The sequence below is a fragment of the Pseudomonas sp. W15Feb34 genome (assembly GCF_023127765.1).
Classification (GTDB): domain Bacteria; phylum Pseudomonadota; class Gammaproteobacteria; order Pseudomonadales; family Pseudomonadaceae; genus Aquipseudomonas; species Aquipseudomonas synxantha_A.
This window is the reverse complement of the sequence record NZ_SPKN01000046.1, coordinates 33,977-50,694: the sequence shown is the minus strand read 5'-3', so window position 1 is coordinate 50,694 and position 16,718 is coordinate 33,977. Positions and strand designations below refer to the sequence as shown.

The 16,718-nt window shown below is 59.3% G+C and carries 12 protein-coding genes; 8 read left to right on the top strand and 4 right to left on the bottom strand.

The window, feature by feature from the left end; all coding sequences use genetic code 11:
• Positions 1-286: 286 nt before the first annotated feature.
• Positions 287-907, bottom strand: a complete 621-nt coding sequence (locus E4O97_RS23680) for a TetR/AcrR family transcriptional regulator (protein ID WP_005789320.1) — start codon at positions 905-907, stop codon at positions 287-289.
• Between the two features lie 116 nt (positions 908-1,023).
• On the opposite strand from E4O97_RS23680, the gene copC reads away from it, so the two are divergent.
• From copC to E4O97_RS23640, 8 genes are all read left to right on the top strand, one after another.
• Positions 1,024-1,389 carry a copper homeostasis periplasmic binding protein CopC gene (copC, locus tag E4O97_RS23675; protein ID WP_032880503.1) on the top strand — a complete coding sequence of 122 codons (366 nt, stop codon included), beginning with the start codon at positions 1,024-1,026 and terminating at the stop codon, positions 1,387-1,389.
• 3 nt (positions 1,390-1,392) lie between these two features.
• Entirely contained in the window at positions 1,393-2,250 is an 858-nt protein-coding gene (copD, locus tag E4O97_RS23670; protein WP_248162398.1) for a copper homeostasis membrane protein CopD, read from the top strand.
• 261 nt (positions 2,251-2,511) lie between these two features.
• The gene (locus E4O97_RS23665) at positions 2,512-3,774 is read left to right on the top strand and encodes an OprD family porin (RefSeq protein WP_248162396.1); all 1,263 of its coding nucleotides are present in this window, start codon (positions 2,512-2,514) and stop codon (positions 3,772-3,774) included.
• A 170-nt stretch (positions 3,775-3,944) separates the two neighbouring features.
• The gene (locus E4O97_RS23660) at positions 3,945-4,763 is read left to right on the top strand and encodes an NAD(P)-dependent oxidoreductase (protein ID WP_078821741.1); all 819 of its coding nucleotides are present in this window, start codon (positions 3,945-3,947) and stop codon (positions 4,761-4,763) included.
• A 30-nt stretch (positions 4,764-4,793) separates the two neighbouring features.
• Complete coding sequence (locus E4O97_RS23655) at positions 4,794-5,669, top strand: SMP-30/gluconolactonase/LRE family protein (RefSeq protein WP_248162394.1); 876 nt, start codon at positions 4,794-4,796, stop codon at positions 5,667-5,669.
• A gap of 51 nt (positions 5,670-5,720) precedes the next feature.
• Entirely contained in the window at positions 5,721-6,683 is a 963-nt protein-coding gene (locus tag E4O97_RS23650) for a TRAP transporter substrate-binding protein (RefSeq protein WP_103735473.1), read from the top strand.
• Between the two features lie 63 nt (positions 6,684-6,746).
• Positions 6,747-7,274, top strand: a complete 528-nt coding sequence (locus tag E4O97_RS23645) for a TRAP transporter small permease (RefSeq protein WP_005789330.1) — start codon at positions 6,747-6,749, stop codon at positions 7,272-7,274.
• Position 7,275: 1 nt separating this feature from the next.
• The gene (locus E4O97_RS23640; protein WP_216091757.1) at positions 7,276-8,556 is read left to right on the top strand and encodes a TRAP transporter large permease; all 1,281 of its coding nucleotides are present in this window, start codon (positions 7,276-7,278) and stop codon (positions 8,554-8,556) included.
• A gap of 572 nt (positions 8,557-9,128) precedes the next feature.
• Here E4O97_RS23640 and E4O97_RS23635 read toward each other — a convergent pair.
• The 3 genes from E4O97_RS23635 to E4O97_RS23625 form a co-directional block, all read right to left on the bottom strand.
• Positions 9,129-10,274: an HlyD family secretion protein gene (locus E4O97_RS23635; protein ID WP_005789334.1), complete on the bottom strand. Its 1,146-nt coding sequence runs from the start codon at positions 10,272-10,274 to the stop codon at positions 9,129-9,131.
• The gene (locus E4O97_RS23630) at positions 10,271-11,914 is read right to left on the bottom strand and encodes an MFS transporter (RefSeq protein ID WP_005789335.1); all 1,644 of its coding nucleotides are present in this window, start codon (positions 11,912-11,914) and stop codon (positions 10,271-10,273) included. The genes E4O97_RS23635 and E4O97_RS23630 overlap by 4 nt, the downstream gene beginning before the upstream one ends.
• 127 nt (positions 11,915-12,041) lie before the next feature.
• Positions 12,042-16,715, bottom strand: coding sequence for an SET domain-containing protein-lysine N-methyltransferase (locus E4O97_RS23625; RefSeq protein ID WP_248162391.1), 4,674 nt, complete (start codon positions 16,713-16,715; stop codon positions 12,042-12,044).
• Between the last annotated feature and the right edge of the window lie 3 nt (positions 16,716-16,718).

The following is a 16,718-nucleotide window of genomic DNA, read 5'->3' as shown; positions in this document are numbered from 1 at the left end:
TTGCCCCACCACTCGGCACCTCGCCCAGGCTCGGTGTGCCCGTAATCCGCCATGGACTTGGGGGGGGCGCCGCCACGCGCCATCCATGGCGCGGGGCGGCTAAACCGGCATCCCTGCCGGTTTACCCCCCAAATCCCTGTCGAATTCCGGCCAGCGTGGTTTAACGGGGCGCCTAAGATCAAAAGCAGATCAAGAGCGGCTCGCTTCGCATCGTGGTTACTGGTGACTGCTACGAAGTTGTGTAGATACCCATGCTGCGATGGGGCCCTCAGCCTCACCACAAGGCTCAAGGCTCCAATCCGATCCCCCGCAAGATCACACTGGTCACCGTCTGAATCGCCTTTTCGAACTGCATATCCGACAACGGCTGGTGATCATTCAAAATCTTCACCTGGTGATCAAAGTCGGCATAGTGCTGGGTCGAGGCCCAGATCATGTAGAGCAGGCTCGACGGTTCCACCGGCAGGATGCGTTTGTCTTGCACCCACTGGCGAATCTTCGCTTCCTTCATCTTGGCCCAGTCGTACAGGCTTTCATCCAGGGCCTCACCGAGCGTGGGCGCACCGTGGATGATTTCATTGGCCCAGACCTTGGAGCCATACGGCCGCGTACGCGAGCGCTGCATCTTGGCGCGGATGTAGCTGCTGAGCACCACCCGCGGATCATCGAAGGTTTCGAAGCTCAGGGCATCCTGCTTCCACAGCTCCAGCAGGTCGAACAGCACCGCGCTGTACAGCTCGCTCTTGGTGGTGAAGTAATAATGCAGGTTGGAACGCGGCAGTTGCACCTCTTCGGCGATGTCGGCCATGGCGGTGCTGCCGTAGCCTTTTTCAGCGAAGACTTTTTCCGCCGCCAGCAGGATTTTCTCGACGTTGACCCGACGGATTCCGATCTTGTGATTGCCCATAAGGGCTCCCTGACAACAACACGGGTTAAAGACTACCACCAGCTCTAGATCGGGGCGACAGGCCAAGCCGAAACTTCGTACACTGCCCGCTCCTACCCATTGATTGGTATTGAACAATGTTGATCAAGAAAGCCCTGACCACCCTCGCCCTGCTCACCTCCCTGCTGGGCGCCTCGGCGGCATTTGCCCATGCCCACCTCAAGAGCGCAGAACCTGCGGCCAACAGCAGCGTCGCCGCGCCGAAAGACCTGCGCCTGACCTTCACCGAAGGCGTCGAAGCCACCTTCACCAAGGTCTCCCTGAGCAAGGACGGCACTGAAATCGCCATCAAGGGCCTGGAAACCCCGGACGCGGACAAGAAAGTCCTGGTCGTGACCCCTGCCGCCCCGCTCGCGAGCGGCAATTACAAAGTGGTGTGGAATGCAGTGTCGGTCGACACCCACAAGAGCAGCGGTAAATACAGCTTCAAGGTCGGCCAGTAACCCATGGCAACCCTGCTGGTGCTGTGCCGTTTCCTGCATTTTATGGTCGTGCTGCTGATGTTCGGGGCTTGCGTGCTCCGGCCCTGGCTGCTCGGCGCCCAGGTACAGCCGACTCTGGACCGGCAACTGCTATGCATTACCCGTGGCCTGGCCTGGCTGGGGCTTGGCTCCGGCGTGGCGTGGCTACTGCTGATCACCGCCAGCATGGCCGGCAGTTGGGACGCGGCGCTGCAACCGGCCACCGTGCAATTGGTGCTGGGCAAGACCTTTTTCGGCCAGGTATGGACCTGGCATCTGCTGCTGAATGTTCTGCTGGTAATCGTGCTGATCAAACCCTGGCCAGCCTTGCGTTTGCCATTGATCACCCTGCTGCTGGCGACCCTCGCGCCGGTGGGCCATGGCGCCATGCTCGACGGGCTGAGTGGGCAATTGCTGATCCTCAACCAAGTGGTGCATCTGCTGTGCGTGGGGGCCTGGCTGGGTGGGTTGCTGGTGCTGGTGCTGATCCTCAGGCACGCGCAAGAGCACCGGCTGGAGCCGATTTTGCGGCGCTTCAGCGGCGTGGGTTACGGCCTCGTCGCCGGCTTGCTGGTAACCGGTTTGATCAATGTGCGCGTGCTCACCGGGCAACTGTGGCCCACGCCACTGTTCAATGGGTTTGCCTTGATCCTGCTGATCAAGGTGGGGTTGGTGGCGGGGATGTTGGGGTTGGCGCTGCTGAACCGGTTGCGTATCGAACGCTGCGAACAGCGCTTGGGCAGTTTGAAAGCCAGCGTGATGACGGAATGGCTGCTGGGGGTCTGCGCAGTAGCCGCCGTTTCACTCCTTGGCACCCTGCCTCCGATGGTTTTAGCGGTATAAAAAACCAGGTTTAACTCAATCAAATGTGGGAGGGGGCTTGCTCCCGATAGCGGTGTATCAGTCAGATCATCTGTGACTGACACACTGCTATCGGGAGCAAGCCCCCTCCCACATTGACCCTGCCCGCTTTAGATCAGGTCATACACAGTCATCGTATAACTTCTGCTTGACACACCCCGAAAACCCCGCAAATATCCCGCCCAATGTTGTACGACGACGTATAACAAATAATAAAAACAACAAAAGAAAGGGAGCCTCACTGTGAGTCAATTCGCCCGCAATTGCTCTGCACGCCTGGGCCTTATCAGCCTCGCTAGCCTGGCCGTCACCCTGCCCCTGTGCGTTCAAGCCGAAGGTTTTATCGACGACGCCAAGGCCACGCTCAACCTGCGCAACGCCTACTTCAACCGCAACTTCACCAACCCCGGCAACCCTCAGGGCAAGGCCGAAGAGTGGACGCAAAACTTCATTCTCGACGCCAAATCCGGCTTTACCCAAGGCACTGTCGGGTTCGGGATTGATGTATTGGGCCTGTATTCGCAAAAGCTCGATGGCGGCAAAGGCACTGCCGGTACTCAACTGCTGCCGGTGCATGACGATGGCCGCCCTGCCGACAATTTCGGACGCCTTGGGGTCGCGCTGAAAACCAGGCTGTCCAAGACCGAGCTCAAACTTGGCGAGTGGATGCCAGTGCTGCCGATCCTGCGTTCCGATGATGGCCGCTCTCTGCCCCAGACCTTTCGCGGCGGCCAGGTCACGTCCAATGAGATCGCCGGTCTGAGCCTCTACGGCGGCCAGTTTCGCGGCAACAGCCCACGCAACGACGCGAGCATGGAAGACATGTTCATGAACGGCAAAGCTGCGTTCACCTCGGACCGCTTCAACTTCGGCGGGGGCGAATATACCTTCAACGACAAGCGCACCCAGGTCGGCCTGTGGTACGCCGAACTCACTGATATCTACCAGCAACAGTATCTGAACCTCACCCACAGCCAGCCGGTGGGCGACTGGACCCTGGGCGCCAACCTTGGCTTCTTCAACGGCAAGGAAGACGGCAGCGCCTTGGCCGGCGACCTCGACAACAAGACCGTGTTCGCCCTGCTCTCGGCCAAATACAACGGCCACACCTTCTACGTCGGCCTGCAAAAACTCACCGGAGACAGTGTATGGATGCGTATCAACGGCACCAGCGGCGGCACGCTGGCCAACGACAGCTATAACTCCAGCTATGACAATGCCAGGGAAAAATCCTGGCAGGTGCGCCATGACTTCAACTTTGTCGTACTCGGCGTGCCAGGGCTGACCCTGATGAACCGCTACATCAGCGGCAGTAACGTACACACCGCAGCGATCACCGATGGCAAGGAATGGGGGCGTGAGTCGGAACTGGCGTATACGGTGCAAAGTGGTGCACTGAAAAACCTCAATGTGAAGTGGCGCAATTCAACAATGCGGCGCGACTTCAGCAATAACGAGTTCGATGAGAACCGGATTTTCATCAGCTATCCGATTTCGTTGTTGTAAGTTCCAGGGTCGAACTCGATCTCAAAGGTGCCACACATCCATGTGGAAGCTGGCTTGCCAGCTCCCACCTTTGATCTCATGCGCCTGGAAGGACGTTGACAACACCAAGAATCCCTAACACTATTTCCATATAGTCATACGACAACCTACAACAAAAATCTGGAACGCCCATGACCACCACAACCCCTGCTCCGTTTAACCGCCTGCTGCTCACCGGCGCCGCCGGTGGCCTCGGTAAAGTTTTGCGCGAACGTATGCGCCCTTACGCCAAGGTCCTGCGCCTGTCGGATATCGCCGACATGGCTCCCGCCATCGATGCCCGCGAAGAAGTGCAAACCTGCGACCTGTCCGACAAGCAAGCCGTGCACCAATTGGTAGAAGGCGTCGACGCCATCCTGCATTTTGGTGGCGTATCGGTAGAGCGCTCGTTCGAAGAAGTGCTCGGCGCCAATATCAGCGGCATCTTCCATATCTACGAGGCCGCACGTCGCCATGGCGTAAAGCGTGTGATCTTCGCCAGCTCCAACCATGTGATCGGTTTCTATAAACAGGGTGAACAACTCGACGCCCACTCCCCACGCCGCCCGGACAGCTACTACGGCCTGTCCAAGTCCTACGGCGAAGACATGGCCAGTTTCTACTTTGACCGTTATGGCATCCAGACGGTGAGCATCCGCATCGGCTCCTCGTTCCCGCAGCCGCAGAACCGCCGGATGATGCACACGTGGCTGAGCTTCGACGACCTGACCCAACTACTCGAACGCGCGCTGTACACGCCCGATGTAGGCCATACCGTGGTCTACGGTATGTCGGCCAACCTCGACACTTGGTGGGACAACCGCTACGCCGCACACCTGGGCTTTGCGCCCAAGGACAGCTCCGAAGTGTTCCGCGTCCAGGTCGAGGCCCAGCCGCCGGTCGCAGATGATGACCCGGCAAGGATTTATCAGGGCGGCGCGTTCTGCGCGGCAGGCCCGTTCGGTGACTGAGTGCACAGCAACCCAAAGGAATGAGTGGCCATGACTGCAGAATTGATTGTCGATGCCCGCAACGCCGTGGGGGAATGCCCGATATGGGTGCCTGAAGAAAACGCCCTCTATTGGGTGGACATCCCCAACGGTGGCTTGCACCGTTGGGACGCCTCTGCCGGGCACCTGCGTGCCTGGAAGGCCCCGCAGATGCTAGCCTGCATCGCCCGTACCCAAGCGGGCAACTGGGTGGCAGGCATGGAAACCGGCTTCTTTGAACTGACCCCGCACAACGACGGCAGCCTCGACACTACGCTCTTGGCCGGTGTCGAACATCCGCGCCCGGACATGCGCTTGAACGACGGCCGCTGTGATCGCCAAGGCCGCTTCTGGGCCGGCAGCATGGTGCTGAACATGGGGTTGAACGCCGCTGAGGGCAGCCTTTATCGCTATGCGTCTGGCACGGCGCCCCATGCGCAGCTCGATGGTTTCATCACCCTCAACGGTCTGGCCTTCAGCCCCGATGGCCGCACAATGTATGCCTCTGATTCACACCCGCTAGTGCAGCAGATCTGGGCATTCGACTACGACATCGACACCGGTGCGCCGTCCAACCGCCGGGTGTTTGTGGACATGCATGACTTTCTCGGCAGGCCCGATGGTGCAGCTGTCGACGCGGATGGCTGCTACTGGATCTGCGCCAACGATGCCGGCCTGGTCCACCGTTTCACCCCCGACGGTCGCCTCGACCAGTCCCTCACCGTACCGGTAAAAAAACCCACCATGTGCGCCTTCGGCGGCAGTCGCCTGGACACCCTGTACGTCACCTCCATTCGTGACGATCAGCGTGACAGTTCGCTGTCCGGCGGCGTGTTTGCCCTCAACCCCGGCGTCAAGGGATTGCCCGAACCCCAGTTCATCCTCTAGCTGCATCGCTGTGCCTTGAATACAACAATAACAAGACAGGAATCACCGCCCATGGACTTCAAACGCACCTTGCTCGCTGCCACACTCGTGGCCCTCAGCAGCGCCGCCCACGCGCTGGAAATCAAGTTTGCCGATATCCACCCCGCTGGCTACCCCACCGTGGTCGCCGAAGAAAACATGGGCAAGGCCCTGACCCAGCAAAGCAAGGGCGAATTGACCTTCAAGTACTTCCCGGGCGGTGTGCTCGGCTCCGAGAAGGAAGTCGTCGAACAGGCCCAGGTCGGCGCCGTGCAAATGACCCGCGTCAGCCTTGGCATCGTCGGCCCGGTGGTGCCGGACGTGAATGTGTTCAACCTGCCGTTCGTGTTCCGCGACCAGGCGCATATGCGCAAAGTGATTGACGGCGAAATCGGCGATGAGATCCTCGCCAAGATCACCGATTCCGAGTTCGGCCTGGTCGCCCTCGCCTGGATGGACGGCGGCACGCGCAACCTCTACACCAAGAAACCAGTGCGCAAGATCGAAGACCTCAAGGGCATGAAGATTCGCGTGCAAGGCAACCCGATTTTCATCGAAGCCTTCAATGCAATGGGCGCCAACGGTATCGCCATGGACACCGGCGAGATCTTCAGCGCCTTGCAGACCGGGGTGATCGACGGCGCAGAAAACAACCCGCCGACGCTTCTGGAACACAACCACTTCCAGAACGCCAAGTACTACACCCTCACCGAACACCTGATCCTGCCCGAGCCCATCGTGATGTCGAAAATCACCTGGAACAAGCTCACCGCCGCACAGCAGGACATGGTCAAGGAAGCCGCCAAGGCCGCCCAGGCTGACGAGCGTGTGTTGTGGGATGCCAAGTCGGCCAGCAGTGAAGAGAAACTCAAAAAGGCCGGGGTCGAGTTCATCACCGTCGACAAAAAGCCCTTCTATGACGCCACCGCGCAGGTTCGCGCGAAGTACGGTGCGCCTTACGCCGACATCATCAAGCGTATCGACGCCGTTCAGTAACGCCCTCCTCCCTGACAAGGCCCGGCGCGGTCGGTATCGACGCGCCCGGTCACGGTGAACGCCATGAAGAATCTACTGCTGCGCATCAACGACCGTATCTACATGACCTGCATCTGGGTCGCCGGCCTCTCGGTCCTGGGGGTCGCGCTGATCATTCCCTGGGGCATCTTCGCCCGCTATATTCTCGGCACCGGCTCCAGTTGGCCGGAACCCTCTGCGATCCTGCTGATGCTGGTGTTCACCTTTATCGGCGCGGCTGCCAGCTACCGCGCCGGGGCGCATATGTCGGTGGCGATGATCACTGATCGCCTGCCTGATGCTCAGCGCCGCGTTGTCGGCATCGTCTCGCAACTGTTGATGGCGACCATCTGCCTGTTCATGACCATTTGGGGCGCCAAGCTGTGCCTGTCCACCTGGAACCAGTTCATGAGCGCCATCCCTACCCTGCGTGTGGGTATCACCTATATGCCGATCCCGATTGGCGGCTTGCTGACCCTGATATTCGTGCTGGAAAAACTTCTACTGGGCGACCAGAGCCACCGGCGCGTAGTGCGTTTCGACCTGGTTGAAGAAAGCGAAGGGGCTGCCTGATATGGACGCATTGATTCTGCTGGGCAGCTTTATCGCCTTGATCCTGATCGGTATGCCGGTGGCCTACGCCCTGGGCTTGTCGGCGCTGATCGGCGCGTGGTGGATCGACATTCCGTTCCAGGCCCTGATGATCCAGGTGGCGGGCGGGGTGAACAAGTTTTCACTGATGGCGATTCCATTCTTCGTATTGGCCGGAGCGATCATGGCCGAGGGCGGCATGTCGCGGCGGCTGGTGGCGTTTGCCGGGGTGCTGGTGGGCTTTGTGCGCGGCGGGCTGTCGCTGGTCAACATCATGGCGTCGACGTTTTTCGGTGCGATCTCAGGCTCGTCGGTGGCCGATACCGCGTCGGTCGGTTCGGTGCTGATCCCGGAGATGGAACGCCGTGGCTACCCACGGGAGTTCGCCACGGCGGTGACCGTGAGTGGCTCGGTACAAGCGCTGCTGACCCCGCCCAGCCACAACTCGGTGCTCTACTCCCTGGCCGCCGGCGGCACGGTATCAATCGCCTCGCTGTTCATGGCCGGCGTGGTGCCGGGCCTTTTAATGAGCGCGTGCCTGATGGTGCTGTGCCTGATCTTCGCGAAAAAGCGCAACTACCCCAAGGGCGAAGTCATCCCCTTGAAGCAGGCCTTGAAGATCGCCGCTGATGCACTCTGGGGCCTGATGGCCATGGTGATCATTCTCGGCGGCATCTTGTCGGGCATCTTCACCGCCACCGAGTCGGCGGCCATCGCGGTGCTGTGGGCGTTTTTCGTGACCATGTTCATCTACCGCGACTACAAATGGCGCGAGCTGCCCAAGCTGATGCATCGCACGGTACGCACCATTTCCATCGTGATGATCCTCATCGCCTTCGCCGCCAGCTTCGGCTACATCATGACCCTGATGCAGATCCCGGCGAAGATCACCACGCTGTTCCTGACCCTGTCGGACAACCGCTACGTGATCCTGATGTGCATCAACGTCATGCTGCTGTTGCTCGGCACGGTGATGGACATGGCACCGCTGATCCTGATCCTTACGCCGATCCTGTTGCCGGTGATCCTCGGTATCGGCGTCGACCCGGTGCACTTTGGCATGATCATGCTGGTCAACCTCGGCATCGGCTTGATCACGCCTCCGGTGGGCGCGGTGTTGTTCGTCGGCGCGGCGGTGGGCAAGGTAAGCATCGAGAAAACCGTGAAGGCGCTGCTGCCGTTTTATGCGGTGCTGTTTCTGGTGCTGATCGCCGTGACCTACATTCCGGCGCTGTCGTTGTGGTTGCCGAGCGTGGTGCTGTAAACCCAATCGTCAGAATACAGGTGAGCAAATGTGAGAGGGGGGTTGCTCACCTGACGGCCTCACAATCGACAGGCGCCTACGTGACACACCTTGGTCAAATGTGGGAGGGGGCTTGCTCCCGATGGCGGCCTCCGGGCCGACCAGGGTGCTGGATCAGACCGAGTACATATCCGGTGTTTGGGTAACGGCCGCTATTGGTTCCGCTTTTACAGCGGGTCACTTTTGGAAAAGAGCCCCAAAAGTAACCAAAAAGGCTCTTGCCCCACCACTCGGCACCTCGCCTAGGCTCGGTGTGCCCGTAATCCGCCAGGGATTTGGGGGGTCGCCGCCACGCGCCATCCATGGCGCGGGGCGGCTAAACCGGCATCCCTGCCGGTTTACCCCCCAAATCCCTGTCGAATTCCGGCCAGCGTGGTTTAACGGGGCGCCTGAGATCAAAAGCAGATCAAGATCAAGATCAAGAGCGGCTCGCTGCGCATCGTGGTTACTGTTGGCGAATGCAAAGTTGTGTAGATACCTGTGCTAATCGGGAGCAAGCCCCCTCCCACATTTTGCTCTGCACTGTGTCAGGGTCAGGGTGGGCTGTTTTTCAGGCGCCCTGCCGTATCGATACTCACCACCACCGACAACCCAGGTCGCAACCGCTCGCTCTCGGCCTGGTCCGGGTCCACGGTAATCCTCACTGGCACGCGCTGGGCGATCTTGACGAAGTTGCCGGTGGCGTTATCCGCCTGCAACAGGCTGAACTCCGAGCCGGTTGCCGGCGAGATATGCTGCACCGTGCCATGGAATTTGCGATGGTTCAGCGCGTCAACGGTGAAGGTTACCGGCTGGCCGACCTGCACATTGTCCATCTGGGTTTCCTTCATGTTGGCGATCACCCACAGCTGCTTGGGCACCAGGGCCATCAATTGCGCGCCGGAGTTAACGTAGGCACCCAGGCGCACGCCGATCTGCCCCAACTGACCATCGCGTGGCGCGGTGATGCGGGTGTTGGACAAATCGATCCGCGCCAGTTCCACCGCCGCCTCGGCACTGGCGACTGCCGCTTCCAGGGAGCCGCGATTGACGATCACTGTTTGCAGGTCTTGCCGGGCAATTTCCAGGCTGGCCTGGGCCTGGGCTACGGCGGCAATGGTCTGGGCATTGGCGGCGCGGGTCACGTCCAGCTCGCGCTTGGACACCGAGCCATCGCTGATCAATTCTTCGTTGCGACGCAAGTCGGCGGTACTTTTGCGCGCCTGGGCCTGGCTGTCGACCAGCGCGGCCTGGCGCAGCTTGATGGTCGCTTCCGCGCTGTTGCGTTGCTGCACCACATTGGCCAGCGACGCTTTCTGCACCGCCAGTTGCGCCAGGGCCTGGTCCAGGCGCTGTTTGTAGATGCGGTCATCCAGGCGTACCAGCAGGTCCCCCGCTTTTACATACTGGAAATCCTGCACCGGTACTTCGAACACATAGCCGCCAAGTTGCGGGCCGATAATCGTCACCTGCCCGCGCACCAGAGCGTTTTCGGTGGTTTCCACCGCACTGCTGAACGGCGGCAATTGCCAGGCGTACAGCACGATCAGCACACCAATGATGGCGATGGCGGCAAAACCCAGGGACGAGATGATGCGCACGCGCAAAGGTCGCAATTGGGTGGGCACGGCGCCCGGTGGCGTGCTGCCTTCCGGTGTGGCAGCGATGGCGGTTGTGGTGGTGGTTGAAGGTTCGGTCATGAAGTCGCGCCGCTGGGTTGAACAGGAGGGATTGCCTTGGTGGTGCTCATCAACCATAGGCTGCGGGTGAAGATCCACAGCATGGTCAGGATCGCAATAATCGCGATCAGCATGAACACATCGTTGTAAGCCATTACATTCGCTTCACGGGTGGCCGCCGTGGCCAGGCTGCGGATGCCCATCAGGTTGCGCAGTTCCGGGTCGGCGACGATGCCACCGTAGGCCGACCCGCCGCTCTGCACTCGCGCAGCTACACGGGGGTCGATCAAGGTCAGGTGCTCGACGATCATGCTTGAGTGATACTTCTCGCGCACGGTCTGGAAGGTGCCCAGCAACGCCGCGCCGATCAGGCCGCCGAGGTTCTGGCAAATCCCGAACATCACCGAGAAGCTCACCAGGTTACGCGGGTTGGTCAGCACGTTTTTCGTGCCCAGCACCATGGTCGGCCCGAGGAAGAACGTGCCGCCAAAGCCTAGCAGGAACTGGCTGATGTAGAGGTTTTGCGGGCGCGTCAGGTTGCTGGAAAAACTGTCCATCACCGAACCTGTCGCCATCAGTGCCAGGGAAATCACCAATGGCATCAACAGGTGCGCCGGGTTGATCGTCAACGCGCTGACCACCAGCCCGGCAATCGCCCCGGCCAGCATCACCACATATAAGGTATGCATTTGCTGGTAGCTCATGTTCAGCATTTGCATGAACCCCACCGCACCGGTGGATTGCTCGGACAGCACCATGCGAATCAGCACTACCGCCAAGGCCAGGCGAATCATCACGCCGCTGCCCAGCCAGCGCGTCATCAGCATCGGGTTGCTGCGGTTATGCTCGATGGCCAGCCCCGCCATGATCAGTACCAGCGAGCAGGCCGAGGCCACACCGATCCACGGCGCTTCCAGCCACCAGTCGATACGCCCCAGGGACAGCACCGCACACAGTAAAGCAACGCCAGTGGCAAGGATGGCGAAGGTGAGGAAGTCGAGTTTTTCAAAGGTCTTGAAGCGGTCACCGGGCGGCAGCTTGAGCAGGAACACGCAGCCCAGGCAGATCAGCGCCAGGCCCAGTTCAAACAGGTACAACCCGCGCCATTCGGCGATCTGCAGCAAGTCTTCGGAAAACAGCCGCGCCAGGGGCAGCGCCAATTGCGCGGTGCCCAGCCCCAGCACCAGAGCTTTCAAGCGCCACTTGGCCGGGAACGCCTGGATCATGTAGTACAAACCCAACGAACTCAGCGCCGCGCCGACCATGCCGTGAGCCGCCCTCACCGCAATGGCCGAGTTGAGGTCGTTGACAAACAAGTGGCCGAAAGTCACCAGCGCATACAACACCAGGAACACTTCGGTAAACGCACGCAGGCCGAACTGCTGACGAAACTTCACCAGCAGCAGGTTCATGCACACGTTGGTCATGACATACGCGGCGGGCAGCCAGGCCATTTCCGCGGTGGTCGCGCCCAGTGCGCCTTGCAGGTATTGCAGGTTGGCGATAACCAGGGCATTGCCCAGGCCACCGGTGATTGCTACCAGCACGCCTACCAGCGCAAACAGCCAGCGCTTGTGGGTGGGGTGCAGCGGCGTCGACGGCGAGCCGGGCAGGCTCGGCCGCTCGTGGGGCTGCCAGGTGTGGGGGGTGTATTTATCCATTCGGTGACCTTGGTGAGCCGACGTGCAAGGTCGGTGAAGCGCTTACTCAGGTAGTAGTAAACCTGAGCAGCGCTCATCTTTCCATGGCGAACGCACAATTGATTTTCAAACGGCCGAGAAGCTCACCTCAGCGATCAGGGTCCGGCTTGATCGCTATCTCAGGCACAGGGTTATAGAACGGCCCATAGTCGAGCAGCAATTCATCACCTTTCTTGATGTCTTTGAGCGCCACATAGAACGTCAGGTTTTTCCCGACCGCCACGGAAACGACATTGTTCGACTTCCACACTGGCCCATTGCGCAGCTGCGAGGTATTGATCAGGCTCAGAGTGTTACCCGTGTGCAGCCCACTCACCGTACGCACACCCGAACGTGTACCGAACAGGTAAGTCAGTACAGCCCGGGAGCCTTGCTTACGTTGCTCCTTGAACAACGACGCCTCGTCTGCATGGTACTTGCCGGCATACGGGCCAAGCACTTCAAATTGGGGGATATCGCGCCGCGCCCACACCGATGCGCCGCGCGCCGGCCCACCATCATCCAGCGGCGTGACCACTTCCAGGACTTCATCAAACCGGGACTGGTGCTGGCATTCGGTCCGCAGCCAGTCTTTGATCGACGCCTTGATCCGGGCTGAAACGCGTGCCTTGGTTGCGCTATCCAGACCGTCAAGCACACCATTCCAGTGGGCGATACGGATGTCCTCGATAGGGCCTTCAAGTGATTGGGTCAAGCTGAGCCTGGGGTTCGTCGGGTCCTGCAGAATCGGCAGAGTATTGTCGATCTGATGACGAGGTAGTACAGGGGAAACGTCGGGTTCAACCTTGATAACGACGATGTCCGAAGACGAACCTGGGATCTGTTCGCTGTGTGGCGTGTCGGTGGGAGTGTTCAGATCCGAAGATTTCGACGGCGGCGGATCCAGAGGGTCTTGCGCAGGCCGTTTTCGTGTTGCACTCGCAGCCGGTTGCTCGGGCACGGGGAGCTGCGGGATATCTTGCTCTGCCCGATTGAGGCGTTGCACGGTCGCCGCTTTTAAAGAGCCATCGGCGTTAACGGACTGATGCCAAGTGTTTGGGTTGAGCCCATGTTGGCTCAAAAACTGCGACTGCGTGACTGACCTGTTCGATTGAGCGAAGAGCGCCCGCCACTGGCGTAGATGGTCATCAGTAAGCACGGTATAGGTGAGACCGGCCGCCCTGTTCAACAACGCTTCACCGGGTGGCCCGAGACCACCATCTTGCCGCACACCATTTTTGAACGTGCTCGGATTAAGGTGATGATGGCCGGCAAATCCGTTCATGGTCATTGCGTCACGCGCCTGCTGCGTCTTGCTTTGCCAATCACGTATATGCGTTTCGGTCAGTGTATTGAAGGGTGTATTGGCCGCGCGGTCGCGCACAATCTTGCCGGTATCACTCAACTGGCCGTCAGGCTGCACATAGTAGGCAAAGGTTTTCGGCGAGAGGTTCCTCTGTTGGGCAAAGTCTTCACGGGTAATGCTTCGCGGTTGCGCGGGCGACAACGCCTCCCACTCGCGTAGATGCTCAGCAGTGATTATCTGTTTGCGTGCCGAAGTCTGGAAGGTGGGGGTAAGTGCGGTGTTTTGCTCGGCCTGATTGAGACGTCGCACGGCCGCCTCTTTCAAGGAACCATCCTTTTTAACGAAGCGACTCCAACTGCCTGGGCTGAGCTTGTGCTGGCTTATGAACTGCGCTTGCGTCACTGAGTTGTTCGGTTGCGTGAAGAGCGTGCGCCACCGATGTAAATGCTCGTCGGTAATTACCTCATAGACAGTACCGGCAGCCCTGCCCAATAGCTCTTCACCCTCTGGCCCAAGGCTGCCATCGACCCGCACATAATTTTTGAGCGTATGCGAATTCAGGTGATGATGAACGGCAAAACCGTCTATGGTCATGGCGCCACGCTCATGCTGAGTCATGCTTCGCCAACTCTGGATATGCGCTTCGTTCACCTTGTTGAACGGCGTGTTGGCGGGGCGGTTACGCACGATCAAGCCGGTTTCGCTCAGTCGACCGTCAGCTTTCACACAGTACTCAAACGTTTTCCAGGGCAGTTGGTGCTGGCGGGCAAAGCCCTTGGGGGTAAGCCTTATTTGCTCCTGGCGCGGCAATGCTTCCCACGCCTGCAAATGTTCAGCGGTGATTTGCTTTGCACCACCGGTTGCCCCCAGGCGGTGCCATTGGTCACCCTGTATATGCTGGACCAACAACTCGGTCTGCCGGTTGTTGTGATAAACCCGGGCCTGCACAACGCCGTCCTCCGTGCGCGACACCTGGCGGACTTCGTACACCGCCGCCTTACCGTGGCTGTCGATATGACGTATATGAGACAGGTGCCCATCGGCGGCCACATACACGCCCTGGCCATTACGTGAAAGGCCAGCAATACGCGACTCAGGCACGTTGAACTGACCAAACCATTCATGGCTCAGTTCGCTCACTTCTTCGAGGTGCGGAGCGCCCACCTTACCGGCGACAGCCTGGGTTGCGACCACGAACTCTTCGAGCGGGCTGCCATAGGGTCGCATCGCGTCGGCATCAAAAGCATACCAATGGCCGTTCTTGAGCACGGCGGCTCCCTCCACCGTCTGTTCGGCCACCTTCACCACGCCTGTCGCCGCTGCGTCATACTGCTTGCTGATCGCCTTCAATACGTCGTAACTGCCGGTGGCACCTCTGAGTTTATTGACGGTTTTGGACAGTACATACAAGCCGCCGCTGCCCACTAGCCTTGCCAAATCCCCCAAACCACCCACCGGATTGAGCAAGTCAATCGTGGCGACGCCAATGACTTTGGCAGCCTTTAGCACCTTTGCACCGCTGGAGAGAACAGCGCTGCCGATCTTGAGCAGTTTTCCAGCCGTGGCGGCCCCCGCAGTAACAAAGCCGAAGATGTCCAGCATGAGATCAAATGCTGCCTCACCATATTTACCATTCTGAATATTGACGATGGCCGATCTGAAGGGGATCAGGTTCAACAAAAAATCGTTCAACGGCTTGGGGCTGTAATACTCGTCGAGGGGTGTCTGCCCGCGCGCCTGTTCTTTTATAGCGGGATCATCGAGATCAAGGTGTTGGACAAAGGCGTCGGCAATCGAACGGGATCGAGCGCTGGTGAAACTATTCACAAGTGCGTCACTCAACGGGCGTTCACGACCCAGATCATCTGCGTTATGACGGGGCGTGAACGCTTTGGTCGTAGAAACATTTTTGCCTGCCCTGGACTCCTGAACCTGCGCTGCGTACACGCTCGCCCTTTCAATCGAGCCTTTATTGAAGTCGATGACGTAGGCTTTTGTTGTGCCATGCCATTCAGTTTTGACCAACAGTCCAGGTTTATTTTGAGCCTGCGTATTATTGAAATGACCATCCATGACGTATGAGCCTTCTTGGAAAAAGCTGATTTTTCCAAACTCCAAGTTCCTCCTATCCGCAGATGGTAGCTGCGAGATCAGGTGCCTGACGGTTGTATTGATCGCAGCCTTTTTTGCTTGGATGGCGCTGGTGAACTGCTGTTCGAAAGCCTCCCGAACGCCGAACGTAGGATTATTGTTCAGCGCCTCTACGGGGATGCGGGAGTCGCTCGACTTCAGCGGCCTCGGATTCGGCAAGTCCATCTTGGCGTAGTCCAAGAGTGAGTGAGTGCCGCTTATCCCGTTTTGCCCGTGCTCCACGCGAGACGCATCTGTGCTGAGTGCTTTGACTTCAAACAGCGCGCCCAAGTCTCCAAACCGTTCCTGCAACTTGATCTGTGCGATTTCTGTTCGCGTCGGTATTGCCTTGTCCAGTATTTTTGAAGCAGACATCCGCTCATCAAGCTGTTGGTTGAACTCGGTTCTGACGGTTTCAAGTTGTGCGGCGGTGTAGGTGTCAGCGTTTCTTTTGGGGATGATTTCATTCGCAACGCCCCAATCGAGTAACGCGGCAGTCTGGGCATGCTGAGTGGCCACAGGGTCAACCCGTCGGGCGTTTTCAGCCTCGCTCATGACCTGCGCAAACGTCATGCCGGGAACTTTGCCCGGTGCCTGCGCTTCGCTCGTCATGGCGGCAATCGTCAGGTTGGCCCAGGCCTGGCTGCCGACTTTCACCGTCGGGGGAATGTCTTTGATCAGAAACTGCGGAGCCGACTTGGCCAGCAACAGGTACGCACCGACTTTTGCCAGCGCAACGCTGGTTTTGCCGGTGCGACTTAAGTGTTCGGCCAAGCCTTCCACGACTGCCGATGGGGGGTGGCCCCAATAATGGTCACTGGCCAGGTCGAACCCAGCTATTTTGTTGCGCGCCGGGGCGCTGATCGACTCATGATCCATCTGCAACGCGATGCCTGCCAGCAGGTAATCCGTCACGCTGCTCGCGCTGTCAATGCCCTGCATTCTTTGTTGCAGCGCTTTGCCCATCCGTTGTCCCTGGGGGGAACGGATCAGCGCTTCGAGCATCTTGGCAGGGTCGTCCTGCACAGACGCCGGGAGAGGCTGGCGATACCGCAAGAACTCCAGCACGCCGCCTTTGGTTTGCATCACCAGCGGCTGATCGCCCAGATGATGTGCGTGATTCATCGTGATAAGACGCAAGCGTCGTTGTTCGTCTGCGCTCAAGGGAACCGGCCAGGACAATGCCCCGCCCAGATGCCCCAGCGAGGGGGCGGGGTTGCCGGGCAACGGCACATCCTGGTTGGGAGGCTGGGGAGTCAACGAGGTGTCGGTCACGGGCGCCGACTGATTTTCAGCAGCAGGCGGTGAAAGCGAAAAATGCGTGTGTGCCGCGCTAATGCTTGTCATAAA

Coding starts and splice junctions, on each gene's coding strand:
- E4O97_RS23680 (WP_005789320.1), bottom strand. CDS start 907: ATGGGCAATCACAAGATCGGAATCCGTCGGGTCAACGTCGAGAAAATC.
- copC (WP_032880503.1), top strand. CDS start 1,024: ATGTTGATCAAGAAAGCCCTGACCACCCTCGCCCTGCTCACCTCCCTG.
- copD (WP_248162398.1), top strand. CDS start 1,393: ATGGCAACCCTGCTGGTGCTGTGCCGTTTCCTGCATTTTATGGTCGTG.
- E4O97_RS23660 (WP_078821741.1), top strand. CDS start 3,945: ATGACCACCACAACCCCTGCTCCGTTTAACCGCCTGCTGCTCACCGGC.
- E4O97_RS23655 (WP_248162394.1), top strand. CDS start 4,794: ATGACTGCAGAATTGATTGTCGATGCCCGCAACGCCGTGGGGGAATGC.
- E4O97_RS23650 (WP_103735473.1), top strand. CDS start 5,721: ATGGACTTCAAACGCACCTTGCTCGCTGCCACACTCGTGGCCCTCAGC.
- E4O97_RS23645 (WP_005789330.1), top strand. CDS start 6,747: ATGAAGAATCTACTGCTGCGCATCAACGACCGTATCTACATGACCTGC.
- E4O97_RS23640 (WP_216091757.1), top strand. CDS start 7,276: ATGGACGCATTGATTCTGCTGGGCAGCTTTATCGCCTTGATCCTGATC.
- E4O97_RS23635 (WP_005789334.1), bottom strand. CDS start 10,274: ATGACCGAACCTTCAACCACCACCACAACCGCCATCGCTGCCACACCG.
- E4O97_RS23630 (WP_005789335.1), bottom strand. CDS start 11,914: ATGGATAAATACACCCCCCACACCTGGCAGCCCCACGAGCGGCCGAGC.
- E4O97_RS23625 (WP_248162391.1), bottom strand. CDS start 16,715: ATGACAAGCATTAGCGCGGCACACACGCATTTTTCGCTTTCACCGCCT.